22 protein-coding genes, 1 tRNA gene and 2 pseudogenes are annotated in these 24,239 nt (G+C 55.1%); 8 read left to right on the top strand and 17 right to left on the bottom strand.

The window, feature by feature from the left end; genetic code table 11:
• Window positions 1-60: 60 nt before the first annotated feature.
• The 11 genes from hisS to trmJ form a co-directional block, all read right to left on the bottom strand.
• A complete protein-coding gene (gene hisS, locus ACT3R4_RS10635; RefSeq protein WP_172118614.1) occupies window positions 61-1,356 on the bottom strand; it encodes a histidine--tRNA ligase in 1,296 nt (431 codons plus the stop codon).
• Window positions 1,357-1,401: 45 nt separating this feature from the next.
• Complete coding sequence (gene ispG / locus ACT3R4_RS10630) at window positions 1,402-2,517, bottom strand: flavodoxin-dependent (E)-4-hydroxy-3-methylbut-2-enyl-diphosphate synthase (RefSeq protein WP_172118615.1); 1,116 nt, start codon at window positions 2,515-2,517, stop codon at window positions 1,402-1,404.
• A gap of 8 nt (window positions 2,518-2,525) precedes the next feature.
• Window positions 2,526-3,509, bottom strand: coding sequence for a RodZ domain-containing protein (locus ACT3R4_RS10625; protein ID WP_441678995.1), 984 nt, complete (start codon window positions 3,507-3,509; stop codon window positions 2,526-2,528).
• Between the two features lie 36 nt (window positions 3,510-3,545).
• Window positions 3,546-4,283 (bottom strand): type IV pilus biogenesis/stability protein PilW, encoded by a 738-nt coding sequence (pilW, locus tag ACT3R4_RS10620; RefSeq protein ID WP_172118617.1) that lies wholly within the window; start codon window positions 4,281-4,283, stop codon window positions 3,546-3,548.
• Between the two features lie 100 nt (window positions 4,284-4,383).
• Complete coding sequence (gene rlmN, locus ACT3R4_RS10615) at window positions 4,384-5,568, bottom strand: dual-specificity RNA methyltransferase RlmN (protein ID WP_193055282.1); 1,185 nt, start codon at window positions 5,566-5,568, stop codon at window positions 4,384-4,386.
• Window positions 5,569-5,651: 83 nt separating this feature from the next.
• Complete coding sequence (ndk, locus tag ACT3R4_RS10610; protein ID WP_087106555.1) at window positions 5,652-6,077, bottom strand: nucleoside-diphosphate kinase; 426 nt, start codon at window positions 6,075-6,077, stop codon at window positions 5,652-5,654.
• 184 nt (window positions 6,078-6,261) lie between these two features.
• Window positions 6,262-6,588, bottom strand: a complete 327-nt coding sequence (locus ACT3R4_RS10605; protein ID WP_441678997.1) for a HesB/IscA family protein — start codon at window positions 6,586-6,588, stop codon at window positions 6,262-6,264.
• Between the two features lie 31 nt (window positions 6,589-6,619).
• On the bottom strand, window positions 6,620-7,795 hold the full coding sequence (locus ACT3R4_RS10600; RefSeq protein WP_441678999.1) for an aminotransferase class V-fold PLP-dependent enzyme: 1,176 nt from the start codon (window positions 7,793-7,795) through the stop codon (window positions 6,620-6,622).
• 54 nt (window positions 7,796-7,849) lie between these two features.
• Window positions 7,850-8,317 carry a Fe-S cluster assembly transcription factor gene (locus ACT3R4_RS10595; protein WP_193055284.1) on the bottom strand — a complete coding sequence of 156 codons (468 nt, stop codon included), beginning with the start codon at window positions 8,315-8,317 and terminating at the stop codon, window positions 7,850-7,852.
• A gap of 78 nt (window positions 8,318-8,395) precedes the next feature.
• Window positions 8,396-9,235: a serine O-acetyltransferase gene (gene cysE, locus ACT3R4_RS10590; protein WP_441679001.1), complete on the bottom strand. Its 840-nt coding sequence runs from the start codon at window positions 9,233-9,235 to the stop codon at window positions 8,396-8,398.
• A 145-nt stretch (window positions 9,236-9,380) separates the two neighbouring features.
• A complete protein-coding gene (gene trmJ / locus ACT3R4_RS10585; RefSeq protein WP_441679003.1) occupies window positions 9,381-10,118 on the bottom strand; it encodes a tRNA (cytosine(32)/uridine(32)-2'-O)-methyltransferase TrmJ in 738 nt (245 codons plus the stop codon).
• Window positions 10,119-10,315: 197 nt separating this feature from the next.
• Between trmJ and ACT3R4_RS10580 the strand changes: the two genes are divergently transcribed.
• Window positions 10,316-11,110 (top strand): inositol monophosphatase family protein, encoded by a 795-nt coding sequence (locus ACT3R4_RS10580; protein WP_441679005.1) that lies wholly within the window; start codon window positions 10,316-10,318, stop codon window positions 11,108-11,110.
• A gap of 177 nt (window positions 11,111-11,287) precedes the next feature.
• Here ACT3R4_RS10580 and secF read toward each other — a convergent pair whose 3' ends face one another.
• The 5 genes from secF to queA form a co-directional block, all read right to left on the bottom strand.
• The gene (gene secF / locus ACT3R4_RS10575) at window positions 11,288-12,214 is read right to left on the bottom strand and encodes a protein translocase subunit SecF (RefSeq protein WP_441679007.1); all 927 of its coding nucleotides are present in this window, start codon (window positions 12,212-12,214) and stop codon (window positions 11,288-11,290) included.
• 64 nt (window positions 12,215-12,278) lie between these two features.
• Window positions 12,279-14,132 carry a protein translocase subunit SecD gene (gene secD, locus ACT3R4_RS10570; protein WP_087106568.1) on the bottom strand — a complete coding sequence of 618 codons (1,854 nt, stop codon included), beginning with the start codon at window positions 14,130-14,132 and terminating at the stop codon, window positions 12,279-12,281.
• Between the two features lie 132 nt (window positions 14,133-14,264).
• Complete coding sequence (yajC, locus tag ACT3R4_RS10565; protein ID WP_193055290.1) at window positions 14,265-14,591, bottom strand: preprotein translocase subunit YajC; 327 nt, start codon at window positions 14,589-14,591, stop codon at window positions 14,265-14,267.
• Between the two features lie 112 nt (window positions 14,592-14,703).
• Window positions 14,704-15,822, bottom strand: coding sequence for a tRNA guanosine(34) transglycosylase Tgt (tgt, locus tag ACT3R4_RS10560; protein ID WP_441679024.1), 1,119 nt, complete (start codon window positions 15,820-15,822; stop codon window positions 14,704-14,706).
• A 73-nt stretch (window positions 15,823-15,895) separates the two neighbouring features.
• Window positions 15,896-16,927 carry a tRNA preQ1(34) S-adenosylmethionine ribosyltransferase-isomerase QueA gene (gene queA / locus ACT3R4_RS10555; RefSeq protein ID WP_441679009.1) on the bottom strand — a complete coding sequence of 344 codons (1,032 nt, stop codon included), beginning with the start codon at window positions 16,925-16,927 and terminating at the stop codon, window positions 15,896-15,898.
• A gap of 112 nt (window positions 16,928-17,039) precedes the next feature.
• Between queA and ACT3R4_RS10550 the strand changes: the two genes are divergently transcribed.
• The 7 genes and pseudogenes from ACT3R4_RS10550 (at window position 17,040) to ACT3R4_RS10520 (ending at window position 22,462) form a co-directional block, all read left to right on the top strand.
• Window positions 17,040-17,126 (top strand) — tRNA-Leu (locus tag ACT3R4_RS10550).
• Between the two features lie 259 nt (window positions 17,127-17,385).
• Window positions 17,386-17,976, top strand: coding sequence for an exopolysaccharide biosynthesis protein (locus ACT3R4_RS10545; RefSeq protein WP_441679011.1), 591 nt, complete (start codon window positions 17,386-17,388; stop codon window positions 17,974-17,976).
• A 106-nt stretch (window positions 17,977-18,082) separates the two neighbouring features.
• Entirely contained in the window at window positions 18,083-18,439 is a 357-nt protein-coding gene (locus ACT3R4_RS10540; RefSeq protein ID WP_441679013.1) for a RidA family protein, read from the top strand.
• A gap of 1 nt (window position 18,440) precedes the next feature.
• Window positions 18,441-18,806 (top strand): annotated as a pseudogene (locus ACT3R4_RS10535) (ornithine cyclodeaminase family protein); the annotation flags it as partial.
• Window positions 18,807-18,935: 129 nt separating this feature from the next.
• A pseudogene (locus ACT3R4_RS10530) lies at window positions 18,936-19,747 on the top strand (aminotransferase class IV).
• Between the two features lie 121 nt (window positions 19,748-19,868).
• Window positions 19,869-20,579: a LuxR C-terminal-related transcriptional regulator gene (locus ACT3R4_RS10525; protein WP_441679015.1), complete on the top strand. Its 711-nt coding sequence runs from the start codon at window positions 19,869-19,871 to the stop codon at window positions 20,577-20,579.
• Between the two features lie 2 nt (window positions 20,580-20,581).
• Entirely contained in the window at window positions 20,582-22,462 is a 1,881-nt protein-coding gene (locus ACT3R4_RS10520) for a sensor histidine kinase (RefSeq protein ID WP_441679017.1), read from the top strand.
• A gap of 35 nt (window positions 22,463-22,497) precedes the next feature.
• On the opposite strand, the gene ACT3R4_RS10515 is transcribed toward ACT3R4_RS10520, so the two are convergent.
• A complete protein-coding gene (locus ACT3R4_RS10515; RefSeq protein WP_441679019.1) occupies window positions 22,498-24,168 on the bottom strand; it encodes a ShlB/FhaC/HecB family hemolysin secretion/activation protein in 1,671 nt (556 codons plus the stop codon).
• Window positions 24,169-24,239 lie beyond the last annotated feature (71 nt).

Here is a 24,239-nt window from a genome sequence, read left to right as displayed (position 1 = left end):
AATCGCCGCAGCACAGCGGCGATTAGTTATTTGTAAGCGCACAGCGCCTGTTCGGTTGGCTTAGTGGGCCAGCAGGTCGCCTAGCGTGGCAGAAAGTGCCGCTTGGCTCACGCGCTGCTGTTCGCGGTCATCGCGCAAGAACTTAAGCGTGGCGGCGTGTTCGGCCAGTTCGTCCTCGCCCAGCAGGATGGCGATGGGCGCAGCGCTTTTGTCGGCCTTTTTCATGCGGCTCTTAAAGCTACCGCCGCCGCAGTGCAGTTGAAGGCGCAAGTCGGGAAGCTCACTACGCAGCTGTTCGGCAAGCGTGAGCGCGGCAATCGTTGCATTATCGTCCATAGGCAGGAGATAGACATCGCAGCCGCCCAGGGCTTCGTCCGGCACCAGGTTTAGCGTCTCCAGCAACAGGATTAACCGCTCAATACCCATGGCGAACCCAACCGCCGGGGTCGGTTTGCCGCCCAGCTGTTCCACCATGCCATCGTAACGACCGCCAGCACATACCGTGCCCTGGCTACCCAGCGCACTGGTGGTCCATTCGAACACCGTACGGCAGTAGTAGTCGAGCCCGCGCACCAGACGAGGGTTGATCACAAAGGGGATACCCGCCGCATCCAGCATGGCTTTCAGCTGCTCGAAGTGTTCGCGCGATGCATCATCAAGATGATCCATGAGCTGCGGGGCGCCGTTAAGCATGTCCGCCATGGCCGGGTTTTTAGAGTCCAGAATGCGCAGCGGGTTAGTGATCAAACGGCGCTGGGAGTCCTCGTCGAGAATCTCGCGGTGCTGCTCAAAGTAGGTCACCAACTTATCGCGGTAGGCGGCGCGCGCCTCGGACGAACCCAGCGAGTTAAGCTCAAGCGTGACATGCTCAAACAGGCCTAGCTCTTTCCACAGGCGTGCCGAGAGCAGAATCACTTCGGCATCGATATCCGGCCCTTCAAAGCCGTATGTCTCAACACCTACCTGATGAAACTGGCGATAGCGGCCTTTTTGAGGGCGCTCGTGACGAAACATCGGACCCTGGTACCAAAGTCGTTGGGTCTGGTTGTAGAGCAGGCCGTGTTCCATCGCTGCGCGCACGCAACTGGCGGTGCCTTCAGGACGCAGTGTCAGGCTATCGCCGTTGCGGTCGTCGAAAGTGTACATCTCTTTTTCGACGATATCGGTCACTTCACCAATCGAGCGGGCGAACAGCGCTGTTTGCTCGACAATCGGCGTGCGAATTTCATCGAAGCCGTAGCGATGCATTAACTGACGTACTTTGGTCTCAAAAAATTGCCAGCGAGGACTATCGCTGGGCAACAGGTCGTTCATACCACGGATGGCTTGAATCTTTTTAACAGCGGACTTGCTCAATGAAAACTCCTCGTTCTGCATCCTGGCTGATGCATGGCCCCGGCATTAAACGCTGCGGGCGATCATGTCATCTTCTTGCTGCTGTTTTTGGCGCACTTTTTCGCGGATCATCCGCTCAAGATCATCCACCAGGTGGTCGTTACGCAGTTTGCTGGCCGGTTTGCCGTCGATATACACCAGGTTGGCGGGGCTGCCGCCGGTCAGGCCAATATCGGTCTCTTTTGCTTCACCCGGGCCGTTAACGACGCAGCCAATCACCGAAACATCCAGCGGCGTCATGATGTCTTCCAGACGCTCTTCAAGCTGATTCATGGTGCTGATAACGTCAAAGTTTTGGCGTGAGCAGCTGGGGCAGGCAATAAAGTTGATGCCCTTGGCGCGCAGGCGCAGGCTTTTGAGCATATCAAAGCCGACTTTAATCTCTTCTATCGGGTCGGCGGCAAGTGACACACGAATCGTGTCGCCGATACCATCCATTAGCAGCATACCCAAGCCAATAGACGACTTAACGGTGCCCGAGCGCAGCCCGCCTGCTTCGGTAATCCCCAAGTGAAGCGGCTGCTCAATGCGCGTGGCAAGGTCCCGGTAAGCCGCAACGGCCATAAACACATCAGAGGCTTTTACGCTGACCTTGTACTCTTGAAAATCGAGCCGATCCAGGTGGTCGATATGGCGCATGGCGGATTCCACCAGCGCGGCAGGCGTGGGCTCGCCATACTTTTTCTGAAGGTCTTTTTCCAACGAACCGGCGTTAACGCCAATGCGGATAGGAATGCCGTTATCACGTGCGGCACTCACCACCGCGCGTACGCGGTCTTCACGGCCAATATTGCCGGGGTTGATGCGCAGGCAGTCAACGCCTAGCTCCGCGACGCGCAGGGCGATCTTGTAGTCAAAGTGAATGTCGGCCACCAACGGCACACCCACCTGCTGCTTGATTTTTCCAAAGGCTTCCGCAGCGTCCATGTCCGGTACGGAGACGCGTACGATGTCAGCACCGGCTTTTTCCAACTGCTGAATCTGCCCAACGGTAGCCGCCACGTCCAGCGTGTTGGTGTTGGTCATGCTCTGTACGGAAATAGGCGCATTTCCGCCTACCGCCACATTGCCGACGTGAATCTGGCGGGACTGGCGGCGTTTTATCGGAGAAGGGGCGTGCATAAGACGGGTCACTCTCCCAGGGTGAATCGGGCGACATTGTTGGCGCCTGCGCGTTCTGCAAGGTTGATCTGCTCACCTTGGTAACGCAGTACGACGCCAGTGGCGTTTCCTACGGTTAAACGAAACGGCGGCACACCTTCAACGGTTACATTGGTGCCGGGCGTTTGTAAGCCAACAAATACACGTTGATTGTTGGCATCGAAAATTTCAGTCCAGGACTGCTCGTTAAACGTGAGCTCCATCTGACCTGGGTTGCCTGCCGGGGCCGTTGCCGCTTCCTCGGGGGCACCTTCATCAGCGTCTGCTGCATCAGTATTGGTCGCATCCGTATCTGCCGCAATATCAAGCGCGGCAGACTCGTCGACTGTCGCGGTCTGCTCCGCGTTATCAGTAGGCAGTGTTTCACTATTACCAGCGGTACCACCCGTGGCCGTATCGTTTTCCGGCTGGGCAGGCGAGGTGATGGCGGGCTGCTGAGGCGGCGTGGGCTCAGCGCCGGTATCTGATACCGGCGGTACTTCGCTACCTTCTTCAACGCTGGACGTCTCATTAAAGCCAGGCGGCTCGCTGCCACCACGGCTCTGCCACCACATGACGGTTACGCCGATCAGGCCAGCAATCACCAGCAAGGTCACCAGCTTAAATAGCCAGGCGCCCAGCTTTGAGGGGGGCCGACTAACCGCCACCGGAATAACTTTTCGCTCGGCATCCGCGGCGCCATAGCGCTCCTGGTAGGCGTCCAGGATCATATGCTCGCTCAGACCCAGGTATTTGGCGTAGGAGCGCAGGTAGCCACGACGGTAAGCAATAACCGGAATTTCGTCATAATGATCATGCTCAAGGCCATCAACGACGGCCGGGCGTAAATTAAGCGCGCGCGCCGCCTCTCCAATGGGCACGCCGAGCTCTTCTCGTTGGCGCAAGAGCATCTCACCGGGAGAGGAGGTGGTACGGGAGGAAGTAACGCTATCTTGTAACTGTGTGTCGCTCATGGCTGAGCATCCTTAAAAAATTAAGTGGTCAGGGCGTCAGTTCATAAGGCCAAGCTGGCGCTGGTAATCGGCTGCCGTGGCATGGTCGCCTTGGGCATGAGCGATATCAATTGCCATTTCCAGCGCTGCCCGGTCTGGCCCGGCCAACTGCAAATAGGTGTGCAACGGTGACCAGGCCTCATGGTAATTGCCCTGTGAAACTTCCAGTTCGGCTAACGTCAAGTACCCCCGCGACTGCCGCGGGTCGATACGCTGCGCGCGGGCTAAACGCCCACGCGCTTTATCAAATTCTTCCAGCGCCAAATAACATTGGCCCAGGTTGGTAAAAAGCTGGGCACGGTTGGCGTACTGGGCATCGTTAGATGCGTTTTCCAACTGATCGCAAGCGGCAGCAATATGCCCCTGCTGATACAAAAATGCCGCGTAATTATTGCGGGCACGGGTAAATGTCGGGTCGGCGTCGATCGCTTGTTTAAAATATTGGTCGGCAAGTTCGATGTCGCCCTGCTGTTGATAGACCATGGCTAAGGCCTGCAATGCTTTGGCATGGTGCGGGTCGATCTCCAGCGCGTGACCCAGGGCGGCGCGCGCCCGTGGGAGATTGTTGCGCTCCAGGTAGGCAACGCCGAGCTGCGTATAGGCATCCTTGGCGTCATTGCTTGCCTGAGAGGGTAACGTGTTTGATGTGGCACAACCGGCGAGCCATACGCTGCTCAACAGTACAGCGAACATGGGCACCCTAAACGGGTTAAAACGCCTGTAGTGACAGATCATGTTGATCCTCATGGTGTAAATAGCTAACTAACCGCCGGCACAACGAATAAACCGTGTCCATCAAAGCGCTGTGCTCGTCGGAAGTCAAGATAAGCACCGTTTAGTCAGCGTCAATCTGTACCGATTGGATATAGCGAGCGCTACGCTTTGTCCGGTCTTTCACGCGTCCCACTAACTGACCGCAGGCTGCGTCGATATCCTCACCCCGAGTCATACGAACCGTCGCGTTATACTCCAAATCATACAGCCACTGTTGAAAGCGCATGACCTGGTTGCGTGATGGTTTTTCATATCCTGAGTTAGGAAACGGGTTAAACGGTATCAAATTAATCTTACAGGGCAACTCTTTAAGCAGCGCGGCGAGCTGTTCGGCATGCTCTTGCTGGTCGTTAACATCCTTGATCAGCGTGTATTCAATAGTGACCTGGCGATTGTCCGGGCACTTGGACAGGTAGCGATGACACGCATCCAGCAACATTTGGATGTTGTATTTGCGGTTGATCGGCACCAGTTCATTGCGCAGCTCGTCTGTCGAGGCATGCAGCGAAATAGCCAGGCTAACGTCCATCTCGTCGCCGAGTTTGTCGATCATCGGCACAACGCCTGAGGTCGACAGCGTAACGCGGCGCTTGGAGAGCCCGTAGCCGTTGTCATCCAGCATTAACTTCATGGCCGGCACTACGTTGTCAAAGTTGAGCAGGGGTTCGCCCATGCCCATCATGACCACGTTGGTAACCGGGCGGTTAGCGGTGTCACGGCGCGGCCCGACGCTGCGCTGTGCAACCCATACCTGGCCAATGATTTCGGCGGCGGTAAGGTTACGCTGAAAGCCCTGTTTGCCGGTGGAGCAGAAACTACAGTCCAGCGAGCAGCCCACTTGAGAAGAGACGCACAGCGTACGCCGCTTGCCGTTTTCAGCGGGAATCAGCACGGTTTCAACGTAGCTGCCATCCTCTACTTCTAATACCCACTTACGGGTACCGTCGGCTGAGGTGCCTTCGTAAATAACGCTGGGACCACGAATTTCGGCCACTTTTGCCAGCTTTTCGCGCAACGGTTTGGACAGGTTGGTCATCGCGGTGAAGTCATCGCTACCTTCCTGGTGGATCCACTTCATCAACTGAGCGGCGCGGAATTTCTTCTCGCCAATCGACAAAAAGAACGCTTCCATCTGTTCGCGCGACATGCCAAGCAGGTTCTGGCGCTCAGGCGCTTTTGCCGCTGGCGTTTCACTGTCAGGCGCAGATTGGGGAGCGGGCGTATGTTGGGCTACGGTGGTGGTCATGGTGGTCAGCGTTCTAGAAAGGGCGGGGGCCAGGCCCCCGCGAAAATGGCCGGCAACGAATGTTGAAACGGCGCCGCTAAAAATTAGCGCGGGCAGATTTCGTCATTACCGAAGAAGTAGCTAATTTCGCGCGCAGCGCTTTCTGCAGAATCGGAACCATGGACAGCGTTAGCGTCGATTGTTTCCGCGAAGTCAGCACGAATAGTGCCCGGAGCCGCTTCTTTAGGGTTGGTAGCACCCATCAGGTCACGGTTTTTGGCAATCGCGCCTTCACCTTCAAGTACTTGAACAACCACCGGGCCGGACGTCATGAAGCCTACCAGGTCTTTAAAGAACGGACGCTCTTTGTGCTCGGCGTAGAAACCGCCCGCTTTCTCTTCAGAAAGGTGGGTCATTTTAGCGGCAACAACCTGCAGGCCGGCTTTTTCAAAGCGAGCGATGATGTCGCCAATGGCGTTTTTGGCAACGGCATCGGGCTTGATGATAGACAGAGTGCGTTCAGTAGCCATGTAAATATCTCCTTGAGGCCTTTAGAGAAAGGGATAAAGCAGAAATTGCCGCCTCGGCAAACCGGGGCGGCGAAGGAAAATCGTTTCGGCAAAATGACGGTAGTGTCCACCGATTACCGAGTGGGCGCGATTATAGCGCCTCAAGCGGGGGTTGAATACCGATGATGACATTGGCGCCTACGGTTTACACCGTAAAGCTTTCACCGCAGCCGCATTCATCTTTAACATTTGGGTTGTTGAACTTGAAAAAGCGGTTCAGCCCTTCGCTGACATAGTCCACTTCGCTACCATCCAGCATCTCAAGTGCATCAGGTGCCACATAAACGCTGGCGCCGTGATCTTCAAAGAGAACTTCGTCACTACCGACTTCATCGGCAAAGTCCAGCACATAGCTGTAGCCCGAGCAGCCGCTGGGCTTGACCGACACACGCAGACCCAAGCCTTGGCCACGTTCATCAAGCACATGGCGGATCTGTTGTGCGGCAGCTGGGGTAATGTTGAGTGTTGACATAAGGCGTGCTCCTTGTAAAAGCGCTAGCCGCTTAGCGTGGCAGTGTTCGTAAACCGCTCACCGCATGGCGAATGAGGGTTAGCGCGTGATCAATATCGTCTTGCGTGGTGAAGCGTCCAAAACTAAAGCGTAGCGATGAAAGTGCTAGCGTGCGCGGAACGCCTACCCCAAGTAAGACGTAAGAGGGGTCAACGCTTGCCGAGTTGCAAGCGGAGCCGGTAGAAACGGCCACATCGCGCAGGGCCATCAACAGCGACTCACCGTCGATGCCTTCAAACGCGAGGTTCAAGATATTGGGTACTGCGCGGTCAAGCGGAGTATTGGCCACCACGCCATCCAGCGTTTCAAGCCCCTTTAAAAAGCGCTGTTGTAGGTGCGTGATATGTGCCTGATCGTTAGTATGCTCTTTTTGTATTAACAAAAATGCTTCACCCATCCCGGCAATTTGATGCGTTGGGAGGGTGCCGGAGCGCATGCCGCGCTCATGCCCGCCACCGTGAATCAATGCCTCAAGGCGAATGTCCGGGTGGCGTTTTACATACAGCGCGCCCACTCCTTTGGGGCCATAGGTTTTATGTCCGGAAAGGGACATTAAATCGATCTTTTGCGCCACCACGTCCAAAGGGATTCGGCCAACGGCCTGAGCTGCATCGGTATGGAAAACCGCGCCAAATTCATGAGCGACCTCGGCGAGTGCGGCAATATCGTTAATACTGCCTAGCTCGTTGTTGACCGCCATTAACGAAACCAGTGCGGTGTCATCCCGCATGGCAGCACGTAGCATCTCCGGCGAAATGGTGCCGTCGTGCGCGGGCGTAAGCCAGGTAACGTCAAAGCCTTCGCGCTCAAGCGCAACCGCTGTATCAATGATTGCCTTATGCTCAATGGTAGAGGTAACCAGGTGCATGCCGCGTTCACGGTTGGCACGCAGGTAGCCAATCAGCGCCAGGTTGTCAGCTTCCGTAGCACCGCTGGTCCAGACAATCTCACGCGGGTCGGCGCCAATGGTATCGGCTACCTGGCGACGCGCCTGCTCCACCACCTGTTCAGCCTGCCAGCCCAGCATATGGCTGCGCGAGGCAGGATTGGCAAATAGCTGGTCAGCGGTCAGGTAGCGCTGCATAACCTCGGCCACGCGGGTATCCACCGGCGTAGTGGCGGCGTAATCCAGATAAATAGGCAGTGAAGGTGTGGTTGTCGTCGTCATGAAGACCCGCTTAATTCAATAGCGCCAGGGCAGCGGTAATAACGCCCTTGGCCATTACGGTGATGAGGCGAGAATACCCGCTTCAACGCGATTTTTTTGCCGTGAGGCAATACGTAGAACATCGGGGCGCTGCATCAATTGGGCAAGGGTGATGTCATCAAGAAAATGCCGAATCTGGCCGGATAATTCGCACCACAAGTGGTGGGTCAGGCAAGTGTTTCCCTGCTGGCAGTCGGATAATCCTTGGCAGCGGGTGGCATCTACCGTTTCATCAACGGCATCAATAACCGCTGAAACGCTAATATCGGCCGCCGGTTTGGCCAGCAAATAGCCGCCGCCCGGACCGCGAACGCTGCGGACAAGCCCAGAACGGCGCAGGCGCGCAAACAGCTGCTCAAGGTAGGAGAGGGAAATCCCCTGACGCTGCGAAATATCCCCCAGACTGGTCGGGCTGAGTTCGCCGTTCAACGCCAGGTCGAGCATGGCGGTGACGGCGTAACGGCCTTTGGTAGTTAAACGCATGACAGGCACCTCGACACTGAACGTTCAGCGTGCTCCCGGCAAATGTGCTGCCATTATGGGAAAGCCTGAGTAGTTTGGTCAACCTTTAGCCGGAGGCGGCGTGTTGTCATCCGAGCTTTTTGGGGCGCAACCGGTATCGTTTTCGTCCAGAATATCGGCGAAGTCTTCATCACGCAGCGCGGGCAGGCTTCCTTCATGGTAACTGCCATCAAGCTTACGCAGCGTTGAGCACATGCGTTCAATGCGCTCATCCACTGCGTGCATGTGATCCAGCATTGCCTGCATGGAGCGGGCCACCGGGTCGGGCATGTCCTGGCTGACACCGTAGGCGTCAAAACCAAATTTTTGGCAGATGGCCTCGCGACGAACCGGGTCTACCTCTAGCGCTTCTTCAACATCGGGGTCGGTGCGTTTAACAATCTTGCCGGGAATGCCCACCACCGTTGCGCCAGGCGGTACTTCCTTGGTGACCACCGCGTTCGAGCCAACCTTTGCACCCGCACCCACGGTAAAGGGGCCGAGAATCTTGGCTCCCGCGCCGACAATGACGCCATCCCCTAGCGTGGGGTGACGCTTGCCCTTGTTCCAGCTGGTGCCGCCGAGTGTGACGCCCTGATACAGCGTTACGTTGTCACCAACCTGCGCGGTTTCTCCAATCACGACCCCCATGCCGTGATCAATAAAAAAGCGCCTACCGATAATGGCCCCAGGGTGAATTTCGATGCCGGTCAGCCAGCGGGAAAACGTCGACAGCGTACGGGCCAGCCATTTCAGGTTTTTTTTCCATAGCCAGTGACCGCAACGATGAATTAACAGCGCGTGAAGGCCGGGATAGTTGGTCAGTACCTCTAAAAAGTTGCGGGCCGCCGGGTCGCGGTCAAATACGCTGTTAATGTCTTCACGTAGGCGTTGGAACATGAGTGATCCTTGGTCAGGGCTGGCTCGCGGTCATTTAAGGCATCGCGGATGACGTAACGCATCGTTCATCGTTAGCAGGATAGCGAGGTTGGGGCGCGGGTGCGTAACTTCAAGTTATGCCCCACCCCAGGTTTGCGGATGCCGGTTACTGTTTGTCTGCTGATTTTTCCGTTGCGGTTAAAATGCCGCGTAAAATGTTCATCTCCATTTTTTCGGGGCGGGCGCGCAAATAGAGCCTACGTAGCCGCGCCATCAGCTGACGAGGTTGGGCCGGGTCATGAAACTCAATGGTAATCAGTGTGCGCTCCAGGTGCTCGAAATAACGCTCCAGCTCTTCGTGGGGCACTAGCTCATCATCAGTATCAGGCGTGGGCGCTACGTCCTGCTGGCTTAACCAGGCCATGCGGCTCTCGTAGGCAAGTACCTGAACGGCGGCGGCTAGATTCAGCGAGCTAAAGTCAGCATTGGTGGGGATGTGGACATGGGCGTGGCAGCGCTGCAGTTCGGCGTTGGTCAGGCCGCTATCTTCCCGGCCAAAGACCAGTGCGACGCGTGATGTTGATGCCTGACATTCACCGGGTAGACGGTCTGCCAGTTCGCGCGGCGTCAGCATGGGCCAGGGCAGGGTGCGCGAGCGCGCGCTCGCGCCAACGGCCAGCGTGCAGTCGGCAACGGCGTCTTCAAGCGTTGCATGTACGCTGGCCTGATGCAGAAGATGATCCGCACCGGAGGCGCGCGAAATGCTGTCCTGAGTAATGATCTCGCAGCGCGGAGCCACCAGCGCCAAATCGGCCAGACCCATGTTGTGCATGGCGCGAGCAACGCCGCCGATGTTGCCTGGATGGCTGGTGCCGATTAAAACGATACGAATGCGCTCAAGCATAATGATAGGGCTCGATAAATGTGAACAGGGCTTGATGAAGAACAGGGCTTGATACTGAACATAGCGAACAAACGCGGAAAACGAGCAGTTTAGCACGAGTCGATAGCGTGCCCGAGAGGGGTCTGCTAGAATTGCGCGCCATAGGCAATTATTCCTTCGCCTAACGTTCTTTAACATCACTGTGACAAGGCCCGATCATGAATCCGATGGTCCAATTTACGTTGCGCGCAGCGCGCAGCGCAGTTGAACAGTTTCAACGTGTTCGTGAGCGTATCGAAAACGCTCATGAAGAATCCAATCTTGACCGTCTGCTTGAAGACGCGGCGCGCAAGGCCGAGGCGACCATTATCCACCAGTTGGAGCGTGGCTACCCCCAGCATGGCTATGTGGGTCGTTACACCTCGCATAAAGCGGGTGAAGGCGAAGGTAGTGAGACCGTTTGGAAGATCGAACCCATTCATGGCTACTCTAATTTAGCGGTAGCGGGTAAAGGCTTTGCTCTCTCAGTGGTGTGTCTGGTTAAAGGGCGCCCGGAACACGCGGTGGTGATCTCACCGTTTGGCGATGATGAATATATCGCTAGCCGTGGTCGTGGCGCTCAACACAATGGCAAGCGTATGCGGGTTAGTAAACCCACCGCGATTACCGGTACGCGTTTGGCCATGAGCCTGCCCGAAGCGTGGCTGCGCCCTGGCAACTTGCCGGCATTTCTTACCGTTACCCAGCAGCTTGCACCTCAGGTAGAAACCCTTGTCGCGACGGGCTGTGGCCTGCTGGACATGTGTGAGCTGGCAAGCGGCCGAGTGGACAGCGCCTTTGTGCTGGGTATGGAAGAGCAGGATATGCAGGTGGGCTCACTGTTTTTGAAAGAAGCCGGCGCGCTAATGGGCACACCCGATGGCCAGCCGAGCGTTAAGGTAGAAGGCCAACTGATGGCCGCAGGCCCACGTCTTTACAAGGCGTTGATCAAACAGCTGGCGCCGCATTTTTGATGGGCTGGCAGTAAAAAAATGAATGGTTGGAAACGGACCGTTAGAAGTGAATGGTGGGTAGTGAGCAGCACGCTGTGAATGTTGAGTGGTAGGCGTTCCAGGTTGCCAGCCACTTACTAAAAAGGCTCTGTCGGGTTAATCCGGCAGAGCCTTTTTGCGTTATACCAGAACGGCTTGTTACGGCAGCTCTTCTTCCTCTTCATCAAGCTCTTTTTTGGTGGGGATTAAGTCCTCACGCGAAAGCTTGAGCGGTATAAGCAGCGCGCCCGAGATGTAAATAGAGGAGAACGTGCCGACGCCAATGCCGATCAGCAAGGCGATAGCGAAGTTCTCGATCATATCGCCACCGAGGATTAACAGTGCAATCAGTACCAGTATGGTCGTGCCGGAGGTTGCCAGCGTGCGCGATAGCGTGGCGTTGATGGCTTCGTTGATGATCTGCGCCATATCGTCGATACGTGACGTGCGGATGTTCTCACGAATACGGTCATAGACGACGATCGTGTCGTTCAACGAGTAGCCGATAACCGCCAGAATCGCCGCCAGCACGGTCAGGTCGAACTCAAGATGAAAGAGTGCGAACACGCCCACAACGATAATCACATCGTGAAGCAGCGCCAACAGTGCGCCGATGGCAAACTTGTACTGGAAGCGAAAAGCGACATACAGCATGACCACGCCGAGCGCGACCAGTAGGCCAAGGCCACTTTGATCGCGCAGTTGGTCGCCCACCTGGGCGCCAACAAACTCAGCGCGCACCAGAGTAACGCTGTCGCCACTGGCACTCAGCAGGTTGACAACGTCGCTGCCCACGTCAGGATCAAAGGCCTGTTGCAGGCGAATAAGCACCTCGGTTGATGCGCCAAACGTTTGCACCGAAACGTCCTGGAAGCCGCTTTCCACCAGCAGAAGGCGAATGGCATCCAGCGAGGGTGCGGCACCGTAACGAACTTCCACCAGCGTGCCGCCAGTGAAGTCGAGCCCCAGGTTGAGCTGTTGGAAGAGCAGGGCGCCAATCGACACGATGAGCATCACTGCCGAGGCGATAAACGCAATGTTGCGCCGCCCCATAAAGTCGATTTGCAGTTGTGATAGGGGTTTCATTGCCACCTCTTACATTCGGGGCTGAGCACGGGGTTCAGGTCCATGTTCTTCAGATCCATGTTTTTCAGATCCATAGCTTTTTGACGGGTCGGCTGCCATAGGTCAGGTTGACCAGGGCACGCGTCACCATTAGCGCGGTGAACATGGACGTCAAGATGCCGATAGACAGCGTGACCGCAAAGCCTTTGACGGGGCCGGTACCAATCGAGAACAGAATGATCGCCACTAACAGCGTGGTAATATTGGCATCGACAATCGAGGTAAAGGCACGCTCATAGCCTGCATGAATGGCCTGCTGAATCGACAGCCCGTTACGCAACTCTTCACGTATTCGCTCAAAGATCAGGACGTTGGCATCCACCGCCATGCCCAGCGTTAGCACGATGCCCGCGATGCCAGGCAGGGTGAGCGTGGCGCCCAGCATCGACATGACCGCGACCAGAATCGTCAGGTTAAGGGCGAGCGCAATGTTGGCAAAAATGCCAAACACTTTATAGCGCGCCAGCATAAACAGCACGAGCAGCAGTAGGCCCACCTGAACAGAGAGCAGGCCGCGCTGAATGTTTTCCGCACCCAGGCTTGGGCCGATAGTGCGCTCCTGTACAAAGTAGATCGGCGCCGCCAGCGCACCTGAACGTAGCAGCAGCGACAGTTCGGCAGCTTCAGTGGGAGAGTCGAGCCCGGTGATTCGGAAGCTGTTGCCCAGCGCGCTTTGAATGGTGGCGAGGCTTATCAGGCCGCGCTCTACATAAGGCTCACGCTCAATCGTCTCTTCGCCGGTCTCAGGGTCAATGACGACCGTATCTTCGCTCTTGTGCTCGATAAATAGCACCGCCATATTGCGACCAATATTGGTGCGCGTGGCGCGGTTCATCAGCGTGCCGCCAGTGCCATCCAGGTTGATATTTACCTGCGGACGACCGTTTTCATCAAAACTGTTACTGGCGCTGGAAACGCTGTCGCCGGTAATGATCACATCGCGCATTAGCTCGGCAGAGCGTGATGCATCATTACGGAATACGTGAGTTTCCGTTTCCATGCTCGGCGTGTCGTTACGAGCTTCCAAGCGGAACTCAAGGTTGGCGGTCGCGCCCACGATCCGTTTGGCGGCCACTGTGTCCTGTACGCCGGGGAGTTCAACCACGATCTGGTTAGGACCTTGACGCTGCACCATCGGCTCGGCAACACCCAACTCGTTCACCCGGTTACGCAGGGTGGTCAAGTTTTGGTTGATGGCGTAGTCCTGAATTTCGTTAATGGTCTGATCGCTCAGCGCCATCACCAGCCTGGAGGAGCGGCCGCTGCCTTCATTGGTATAGTCAAAGTTGGGGAAGTCACGGCTGATCAAACGGCGTGCATTGTCGCGGTCTTCAGTGCTTGCAAAGTCGATGGAGAGGGAGCGGCCTTCAACATCGGTATTGCGGTAACGAATACGCTCGCTACGCAACAGCTCGCGCATGGCGCTGGCATTCACTTCCAGGCGCTGGGTGAGTGCCGCTTCCATATCCACTTCCAAAAGGAAGTGAACGCCACCGCGCAGGTCAAGCCCCAGTGTCATGGGGGAGGCGGAAAATGCTTGCAGCCAGGCCGGCGTGGCTTCTGCCAGGTTTAGCGCGACCGTTGCGTCATTGCCTAAAAGGTCGGCGGCAATATCGCGAGCATTGAGCTGGTCGTTGTCGTTACGCAGGCGAATTAGCCACAGGCCGTTAACTTCTTCGACGCCTTTAACAGCGATGCCGTTTTCGCCGAGTGCGTTCTCAACGCGTTCAATTTGGCGCTCATTCAGCGTTTCGCCTTGGGCGCTACTGAGCTGAATAGCGGGATCTTCGGGGAATAAGTTGGGAAGCGAATAGATAAGGCCAACCACCAGGACGACCAGTATCAGCAGATACTTCCACAGGGGGTAACGGTTGAGCATGCAAGCCCTGCCTTCAATTACAAACGGAATTGCTGTGCGGGGAGCCCCACGCACAGCAAAATTTACCATCGTATCTACCATGGCACCCCTGCCGGGGTGGCTGGCACTGAATCGGCAGGGGTGTTTTAAGCGTTAGATGGACTTAATGGTGCCCTTCGGCAGCACGGCAGCAACGGCGTTTTTCTGTACGTTGACTTCGGTGCCTTCAGATACTTCCAGGGTCAGGAACTCATCACTGACTTTGGTGACGCGGCCAACCAGGCCACCACCGATCACGACTTCATCGCCTTTGTCCAAGCTGGTGACCAGCTGTTTGTGCTGCTTGGCACGTTTAGCTTGGGGGCGCCACAGCAGGAAATAGAAAATCAGCACAAAGCCGACCAACATAACGATTTGTGCGATGCCACCGCCAGCTGCCCCTTCCTGGGCATGGGCTGATGAGATGAAGAAATCCAGCATTGCAGAGAACTCCTGGGTTAAGACCCTTAATGGGTGAAAGGGTTAGAGGGGGCGCTAATTAACAATTATGTTGATAAGCGGCCCTTGATTCACCCGTCAGAGCGGGTGATGACTATTCGGCCAGGGGAGGCACCGGCAGGCCGCGCCGAGCATAAAAGCCTTCCACAAAGGTCGTCAATGTACCCGCTTCGATTGCCGCGCGCAAATCAGCCATTACACGCTGGTAGTAGCGTAAGTTATGGATGGTATTGAGCATCGAACCCAGCATTTCATTGCAGCGGTCCAGGTGGTGCAAATAGCCGCGCGAGAAATTCTTGCAGGTATAGCAGTCACAACCCTCTTCAAGGGGGCTGGTGTCATGGCGATGCTTGGCATTACGAATCTTGACTGTACCGTCAGCGGTAAACAGGTGGCCATTACGTGCGTTGCGGGTCGGCATGACGCAGTCGAACATGTCGACGCCCCGGCGCACGCCTTCCACCAGGTCCTCAGGCTTGCCCACGCCCATCAGGTAGCGTGGTTTATCGTCTGGCATCCAGGTGGGCAGGTAATCCAGCACTTTGATCATCTCTTCTTTGGGCTCGCCAACGGAAAGCCCGCCAATCGCCAGGCCGTCAAAGCCGATCTCCAAGAGGCCTTTGAGCGAGCGCTCGCGAAGCTCCGGGTGCATGCCGCCCTGAATGATGCCGAAAAGCGCGGAAGGCGAGTCACCGTGGGCGTCGCGTGAGCGTTTGGCCCAACGCAGCGACAGCTCCATGGATTTCTCGGCTTCTTCAAATGTGGCCGGGTAGGGCGTGCACTCGTCAAAAATCATCACCACATCAGAACCCAGCGAGCGCTGCACGGCCATGGACTCTTCCGGCCCCATAAAGACCTTACTGCCATCCACCGGCGAGCGGAAGTGCACGCCCTGCTCGGTGATCTTGCGCGTCTCGCCTAATGAGAACACCTGAAAGCCGCCGGAGTCGGTGAGGATCGGCTTGTCCCACTGGGCGAAGTCGTGCAGGTCGCCGTGGGCTTCAATGACCTCGGTACCCGGGCGCAACCACAGGTGGAAGGTGTTGCCCAGAATGATTTCAGCGCCGATCTCCTTGATGGAGTCTGGCGTCATGCCTTTTACCGTGCCGTAAGTGCCCACCGGCATAAACGCAGGGGTTTCGACCGTGCCACGGGGGAAGTGGAGGCGACCGCGACGAGCGCGGCCATCGTCGGCCAAGCGCTCAAAGCGCATAAAGCATTCGTTTCGCATTGTGGTAACTCGTCAAAAAATCATCGGTAAAACGCTAAGGGCAACGTAAAGGCGCTTAGCGGGTGAGCAGCATCGCATCGCCATAACTAAAGAAAGCGTAGCGTTCGGCAACGGCTTCACGGTAGGCGTTCATCATCGTGTCATAACCGGCAAACGCCGATACCAGCATCAAAAGTGTCGATTCCGGCAGGTGGAAGTTGGTAATCAACGCATCCACACAGCGCCACTCGTAGCCGGGGTAGATGAAAATATCCGTATCCCCGCTGTAGGGCGCTATCTGCCCATCGCTGCTTTTCTGGCAGGCGCTTTCCAAACAGCGCACGCTGGTGGTGCCGACGGCAATGACCCGGTTGCCTGCGGCTTGCGCCTCGCGTACCTGCTGGCAGGTGGCTTCTGACACCTCGATCCACTCGCTGTGCATATGGTGTTCAAGAATATTGTCCACCCGCACTGGCTGAAAAGTGCCCGCGCCCACATGCAGAGTGACAAACGCGCTGTTGATGCCTTTTTCAGCCAAGGCATCCAGCAGCGGTTGGTCGAAATGTAGGCCCGCCGTGGGAGCGGCCACGGCACCATCTCGGCGGGCATAAACGGTTTGATAGCGCTCGCGGTCGCTGAGCTCGTCTTCCCGCGTGATATAGGGCGGCAACGGCATATGACCATGCTGCTCTAATAGCGCGATCATTGGCGTGTCGCCCAAAAAGCGCAGCTCAAACAGCGCATCGCGGCGGCCTTCCACCACGGCGTGAATATCACCTTCAAAAATCAGCTCGGTGCCGGGCTTGGGCGATTTGCTCGAGCGTATATGCGCCAGGCCCCGATGGCTATCCAGCGGGCGCTCAAGCAGCATCTCTACCTTGCCGCCGCTGGCTTTATGGCCGTGTAGACGGGCGGGGATCACGCGGGTATCGTTAAATACCAGCAAATCGCCCGGGTTTAGGCGCTCAAGAAGATCCGTAAACTGGCGATGCTCAAGCGCGCCGATCTGACCATCCACGCACAGCAAACGGCAGTCGCTGCGCTGCTCAGAAGGGTAGTGAGCAATCAGCTCATCGGGTAGCTCGAAATAAAAGTCCGCGCGCTGCATGGGTTGGCTCTTAACAGTGGTCAAACAGGCGGCATAGGATACCCCCTTCGCTAGATAAAGTCAGTCAATGTGATTGACCTCAAGGGTTATCTCCGTATAATGCGCATCCATTGCCGGTGTGGCGGAATTGGTAGACGCAGCGGATTCAAAATCCGCCGCCTTTACGGGTGTGCCAGTTCGAGTCTGGCCACCGGCACCAAATTTTAGGGCTTAGCGTTTATCGCTAGGCCCTTTTTTGGTTTTGGCATTCCAAAAAATACCATGAAGCATTGGCAAACATTGCTCATACCCTCCTTTTCTCACACCCTCTATTGGCTCGATATCTAACATTTGATGACACCCACCTAAACTACACTCCACAGTGACAGCGCCGTTGTTGTAGACGGCTATTGCATGCCATGGATACAGGTGCTTGATTAACGGCCTGGCACGCTTTATAGCGAACAGGGAGCTCAATAATGGCCGAACACACCACGCGGGCACTCAGCGAGGTTCTGAATCATCTTGAACACTCGGTTCAAGGGCAAAAAGTAACGATTGGGTCGCTTGTGGACGAACTCGGCCCACACTCCTTTGCATCACTGATGCTAATGTTTGCTCTTATTTCGACGTCTCCGGCAAGTTCGATACCGGGCATCACCGCGATTGTTGCGGCCATCGAGTTTATCCTCGTCACACAGATGATCCTAGGCCGAGACTGCCTCTGGCTACCAGGCTTCATATCACGTAGAAATCTGTCGACCAGCAAGCTTTGCAAAGGGATTAACTGGCTGCGCAAGCCGGTGCATTTTGTTGAGCGTTTTCTCAAACCGCGCTGGGTATTTTTCGTCAAGCCGCCCTGGTTGTACCTGCCTCTCGCCGTTATCCTGGCCGTGACGCCCTTCATGCCGTTTATGGAAGTCATCCCCACGTCGGGTTCAATAGCATCTGCGGCTATCGCCTGCTTCGCGGCCGGGCTCTTAACCAGAGACGGGTTGCTTGCCATGGTCTCTATTCTGTTTTTGGCCGCGGTGCCTTTCGTGATCGGGTATGTAGGGTTCAGTGGGTAGGTAAATCGCTTGCCTGAATGCAGCAAGAAGTTGGTGTATTTGCAGGCAAGCATTTTAAATGTAAACGCGGTAATCTCAGCTGTATTTCTTATGACGGAGAGACTCCATGAGCGTTACTTATTACGAAAGCAATGCACGTATGAGCCAAGTGGCTATTCATAACGGCACGGTTTATCTAGCAGGCCAAGTGCCCGCCGACGCCACGGCAGATATGCGTGGCCAGACCGAACAAGTGCTTGCGCGCATTGATGAGTTGCTGGCTCAGGCAGGGTCCTCAAAAGAGCACCTGATTTCTGCTCAGGTATGGGTAACCGATATGGCCGAGTTTGATCAGATGAACGCGGCATGGGAAGCGTGGGTAGTCGCAGGGCGTACCCCGGTTCGCGCCGCGCTTGAAGCCAAGCTTGCCAAGCCTGAGTGGAAAGTGGAAATCATGGTTATCGCGGCACTGCCTAACGCTTGATATGCGGGCTGTTTCTGCTGAAGAGGTGGCCTTGCCACCTCTCTTTCTTGGAAAGGGTTGATCATTCGGCTGCATGTCATGTTTGTGAATGATGTTGAGCCACCGCTGCGCCATCACCACGCTATGCATCGGTCCGATGGTGAGGTCACTATGCTGCTGATGCCCGCCTCGTAAGCTACCAGCTATATTGGTGTCACAATGGGCCAATGTGTTTTCACAAAACGCAGACCATGTTGTACCGGCTATTTCAGGGCTTTATCTTCTAAGCGAAGGCAGACACGGCCAACCGCTTGGCTGTATTGATGGCAGCGAGCTCACTCGGCGGCGTACGGCAGCCGCTTTCGCGTTGGCGGCTCAGGCATTAGCTTATTTTGCCAGCGCTCGAAGCTTTCGCGCGCATGACGGCCAGCTTAAAGCGTTGCCTGGATCTACCAGGCTTTGCAGCCGCACCAGCAGGCGTTGATTGATAGCTGGCGCCAACTACGGGAGAGCGGGCATGACACCGCTTTATGATCGCGACGGCTGGATTTGGCAGGACAGTGAATGGCGCGAATGGCGCGAATGGCGCGAGGCCAAGGTGCATCTGTTTACCCATACTCTCCATTACGGCATGGGCTGTTTTGAAGGGGTACGCGCCTACGCTGGCGCTAGCGGTACGCATCTTTTTCGGGTGGCAGAACACACGCGCCGTTTGGTGGAAAGCGCCCGTGCGCTGGATATCCCGCTGCCGTTTAGCGAAGCGGAAATAATCACCGCCCAGCGCGGGTGTCTGCGTAAAAACGGCCTGAGCAATGCCTACTTGAAACCTACCGTGTTTTTAGACGCAGAAGGCTTGGGGCTACGCGCACAAGAGCTGACGACCCATGTGATGGTGGCCGCGTGGGATTTGGGGCCGTATATATCGCCCCAAGCCGCTACCCACGGACTGCGCGCGCTAACGTCTTCCTGCTACGCGACGGCGTACTGCACACGCCCGAAGTGACCCCGTGCTTGCAGGGGATTACGCGGGATAGCGTGATTCAGCTAGCGCAACAGGTGCTGGGTATTGAGGTACGTGAGCGCAGAATCACCCGCGATGAGCTTTACAACGCCAATGAAGCTTTTTTAACCGGCACCGCCGCGGAAATACTCCCGCTGCGTGAGTTGGACGGACGTTATATCGGCGGACGCGCAGGAGCGTCGAAGCGGGGTGAATCGATCAGTTCTGATAGCGTCACGGGCAGGCTACAGCACCTCTATCGCCAAGCGGTGCGGGGCGAGCTTGAAGCGTTTCAGCACTGGCTAACGCCCGTGCAATATAAAGAGTGAGCGGGGCGCCTACAGCGCCATTATTTTGGGCTCAAAATCACTGTTTTCAGGGATGCATTGAACAAGTAATCACGCAATAATGGGGGACAGATTGCCCGCCGCGTACCGAGGATAGCACGTCATGACAACCAGTGAGCAGTTGCTACCCATGCCGGTGTTGTTGGTCGAAGATGAGCCAGAAATGCATTTACGCTCAGCACGTATTTTGCGCGATATTGGCTATCATGAATCAGTTATTGATCATGTCGATTGTGTGAAAAGTGCTCTGGAGTATCTCTCTGATCAAATTCCCTCTTTAGCGCTTGTGGATCTTGGCCTGCCTGATGGCAGTGGCATTGAAGTAATTTCACGCTTTCGTCAGCATAATCCTGCCATGTTAATTTTGGTTATTTCGGGAATGAGCAGCCAGGACGCTATTTTGGGGGCGCTGATAGCAGGCGCCAATGGCTATTTACTCAAAGAACGGGATGACCTGGAAATCATGCTTTCAATTCGCTGTGTAATGCGCGGTGGGGCACCGATTGACCCTTTTCTAGCGAGAAGTATCATTGAAAACATCCTGCCCCTTGATGAAAGCCCAGGAGCAGGGAAAGAGAGTCATAATGGAAACGGCTTAATTCCCGCACCGGAAAGCCATGAGTCACTAACCTCACGGCAAATAGGTATTTTACAATTAGTGTCAGAGGGCATGAGCAATAGGGAAATTAGTGAGCACCTTTGCATTTCCAAGTATACTGTCGAAAGCCATATAAAAAATATTTATCAAAAGCTTACTGTATGCAACCGTGTTTCTGCAGTTACTATCGCGCGTTCCTTGGGGCTACTCTCGTAATATTGAGTCTGGTTTCTTCACCGCTATTTGCCGCTCCGCACTCGTGTAATGAAGCTATTGTTAGCGCCCAAGTCGCCAAGGTCTCTTCTATACCCGTTCCCACACATACGCCAGACGATGCATGGAGTGACGTTCGCCTACCCGACTTTAGCTGGTATGAGCGCTGGCCTGATTATCAGGGGTGGGCCTTGTATCGGGTGACGTTTCGAGCGGATTGTTTTCAAAGGGGGCGGTTGGATGATCCTTTAACACTGGTGATCAGCTATTTGAATACCGCCGGTGCAGTCTATGTAAATAGCCAGTTATTGCATCGTGATGTTTCCTTGCGCGAACCCTTAACCCAAGGAGTCAATACCCCGCGTCACTGGATATTAACAGACGCTGATCGCCATACCGATAAACTGAATACGCTGCATGTTTATGTAAAAGGTATACCGCAGCGTATGCCCGCAGGGCTGGGTAGTGTAGTGATTGCGCCTTACCATGACGCCATGCCTCTTTATAATGCGTGGCTATGGAGCAAACTGCGTTTTCCCTGGATGAGCATTACTGTTTCATTCGCGTTTGGTTTGGCAAGCTTGGTCGTTTGGATAAAAAACCGGCAACTAAGTGTGTTTTTCTGGTATGGCGCTGTTAATTTAGCTTGGGTGCTTTTTTATGGCGTTTTACAGTTACAGGACCCTTGGCCATTACCAAATACCCTCGCAATATTAAAAATTAGCCACATTGCCTTTGTATTTTATGTTGCCTGCTTTTGCATGTTGCTATGGAGATTTGCCGAACGCCGATCACCGCGCTTGGAATTTAGTCTGTGGGGATGTGTCGCAATCGCTAGTATGGCGCTACTCTATGTGCCGAGCCCCTCTTTGAGGCCTATTGTTGATGTGGCCGTGTTTCTGCTGTTTGCTATTCTACTGTTAAGTGTATTTATCCAGTTTATTATCTTTACCGTTGCAAACCCCCGTACTGAACGTGTCATTGTTTGTATTACCTTAATTATTTTTGTCACGATTATGCTTCATGACCTTTCCCTTATTTTCTCCCCTGCCAGGAGCGAAGAACCCACCATTTGGGCTCCTTATGCTACGTTACCTGCCGCTTTATGTATGGCAATAGTGATGACGCTGTTTAGCCGACGCACCATTCGGCGGCTAACATCATTCAACACAGCGTTGGAAAGTGAAATAGAAGCAGCGCGTCAAACGTTACAAACGCAAATGAATGAGCAGCAACGTTTGCGTATTGCTAACTCGAAACTGCACGAACGCTTAAGATTAGGGCGTGAGCTTCACGACGGCTTGGGAAGTTCGCTGGTAAGTGCCATTGCGCGTATGGAAAGGCATCAAAGCGCTTCCCTGGATAATACCAAAATACATCGAATTGCACTCGCAACGCTCAAGCTGTTGCGTAACGATCTTCGGCATATTATTGATAACGCGTTTACCTCTTCACAGCCTGCCTCATCAGCGCCAGGGCCATGGATAGCCCCTATTAGGCAGCGTTACAGTACATTATTTGATGAACTGGACATGCGCTTAATTTGGAGTATTCCGACCCAATGGCACCAGCCGCCCACTGAAGAACGGTGCATGGCGCTGGCACGAATTATGGAAGAAGCACTTACCAACATTATCAAGCATAGCCGAGCAAAAGTGGCGCGTATTACCCTGCGCCAAAATACACATAACCTCTTCTTGGCGATTGAAGACGATGGCATTGGCTTTGATGTGTCGTTAGTACAAGACGCCGGCTTTAGCGTCGGTATCCAAAGTATGCAGATTCGTGCCAAGGGGCAGTCAGGACAATTATGGGTTTTCTCGCGCCCAGGTGTTACTCGCCTGGTAGTACGGATGCCGAATAGGGGGCAGGCTGGCAAGGCTTAAACAGTCTCCACGCCTTGCCATCGTGTGTTGAATAATTAAAAACGATAGCTGGTTGACGCCCAAAGAGTTGGTGTGCGCTGGTGGTTATCCGCCTGGGCATCGCCACCCTCCAGCTTCCATGCGCTACTAACATTCAGGCTGATGCGTTCATGTTGGTAACGCAGCCCGATACCGGCGCCCGCAAGCGACCGTGCGTCATCATCATTACCGCCTCTCAGGGTGCGTCCACCGTCTACGAATACATACGGCGCCATGCCGTTGCCTACATGGTAACGCCCCTCTAATTGAGATAGCCAGCCACGACTATCCGACCCTTCGCCAACGGGGTAAGCGCGCACGCCATACGGCCCTCCTAAAAAGAAACTTTCCGAGCCGTCAATACTGTCAATATCTGTCCACTGAGCATTAATGCGGCCATATAGTTCAAAACCACTGCCTAGCGCTTGTATCCTGGCGACGTCCAGCGTTATGTAAGTAAATCCGTAGTCAGCATCGTCTAATTCTGTTTGTGTTTGGGAAAGTGTACCCGGTGCCAGTGTCACTGTGCCATAGGTCACGCCCCCTGCGCCTAACGTATCCCGATGATCAAAGCGTATACCCAACGGTAAGCTATGGCTGTTAGTGGCTCGACGGTAGTTAAAGAGATCAATATCATCGTGCAAGTCTTTATAGAGATACCGTGCGCTTAATGACACATTCGATTGTTGGCTGCGCACGAGTGGATAATAGACACCCACCGAATAAACGTCTGCTGTGCCGGTATACCCTTCAAATCCTTCACCAAGCGTATAATCGGTATAGGCATAACCGAGCTCACCCCGTATACCCCGGGCGCCCAAAGGAGTTGAATAACGTAAATCGCCTAGCCAGGTATGCTCGTTGGAATAAAGGCTGGTAAGGCTTAACTCATCGCCCATCGTCGCCAAATGGTAGGCTGAAAGGCTTGCTCTACCCCGGTATTCCCCGGAAAAACGGCTACCGTGGTTGTCCGCTCCAATACTCCCCATGACACGCTGGCGGCTATTTACGTGAACCTCCAGATCGCCTTCACCTTGACGGGTGCTTGGCCGCATAACGGGGGTGATCGCTATACCGGGTAAATCACCCAGCAGCAGCATGCTTCGCTCCAGGGACGCCGACTCAATGGGAGTGCCTGTGCGTAAAGCGGATAACCAGGGAGTGGTCGCTGCCGCTAACGTTGGGTCATCGCTGGTCGCCGTTACTTGACCATAGCGCCCTTCAACGACTTGAAGCTCAAGTATGCCATTAGCCAGTGATTGCGCAGGAATAAGGGCTTGCGCAAATGGGTAGCCGTTGTCGCGGTAATGCTGGCTGATATGATTGGCAATGGCCTGGATGCCCGCCAGATCCTGTGGGCGATTTATCTGGTTTTGAACGAGTAGGAGAAGTTCGCTGGTGGTGAAGCGACTATTACCGCTAAAGCGAATATCGTTCAGGCTGATGTGTTGCCCACCCGGGGCAGCCTCAGAAAGTGGTTGCCCCTGGAGGTTTAACGGCACCGTTGAAGATTGAGGGCTGGCAGTGGGGGGCTCGCTTTGTTGCAGTATCTGCCCTGCATCGGGCGGTAGCTGAGCGAAAACACCACTGCTCATTAGCAGGCCAGTGCAAAGCAAAAGCGTTTCTTTCCATCGGTTGGCGGGTGAAAAGGGGGAGCGAGTACAAGCCCCTAAGCCATGCTGTTTCATTCTGTATTCCCTATACGTTTTTACGCTGGCAATCAATGGGTGCCCCTTATGCCAAGGGCTCCACGTGTTAT

It is taken from the genome of Halomonas sp. AOP7-E1-9, assembly GCF_052376035.1.
GTDB classification, from domain to species: Bacteria; Pseudomonadota; Gammaproteobacteria; order Pseudomonadales; family Halomonadaceae; genus Vreelandella; species Vreelandella citrativorans.
This window is presented reverse-complemented; position numbering and strand designations above follow the sequence as displayed.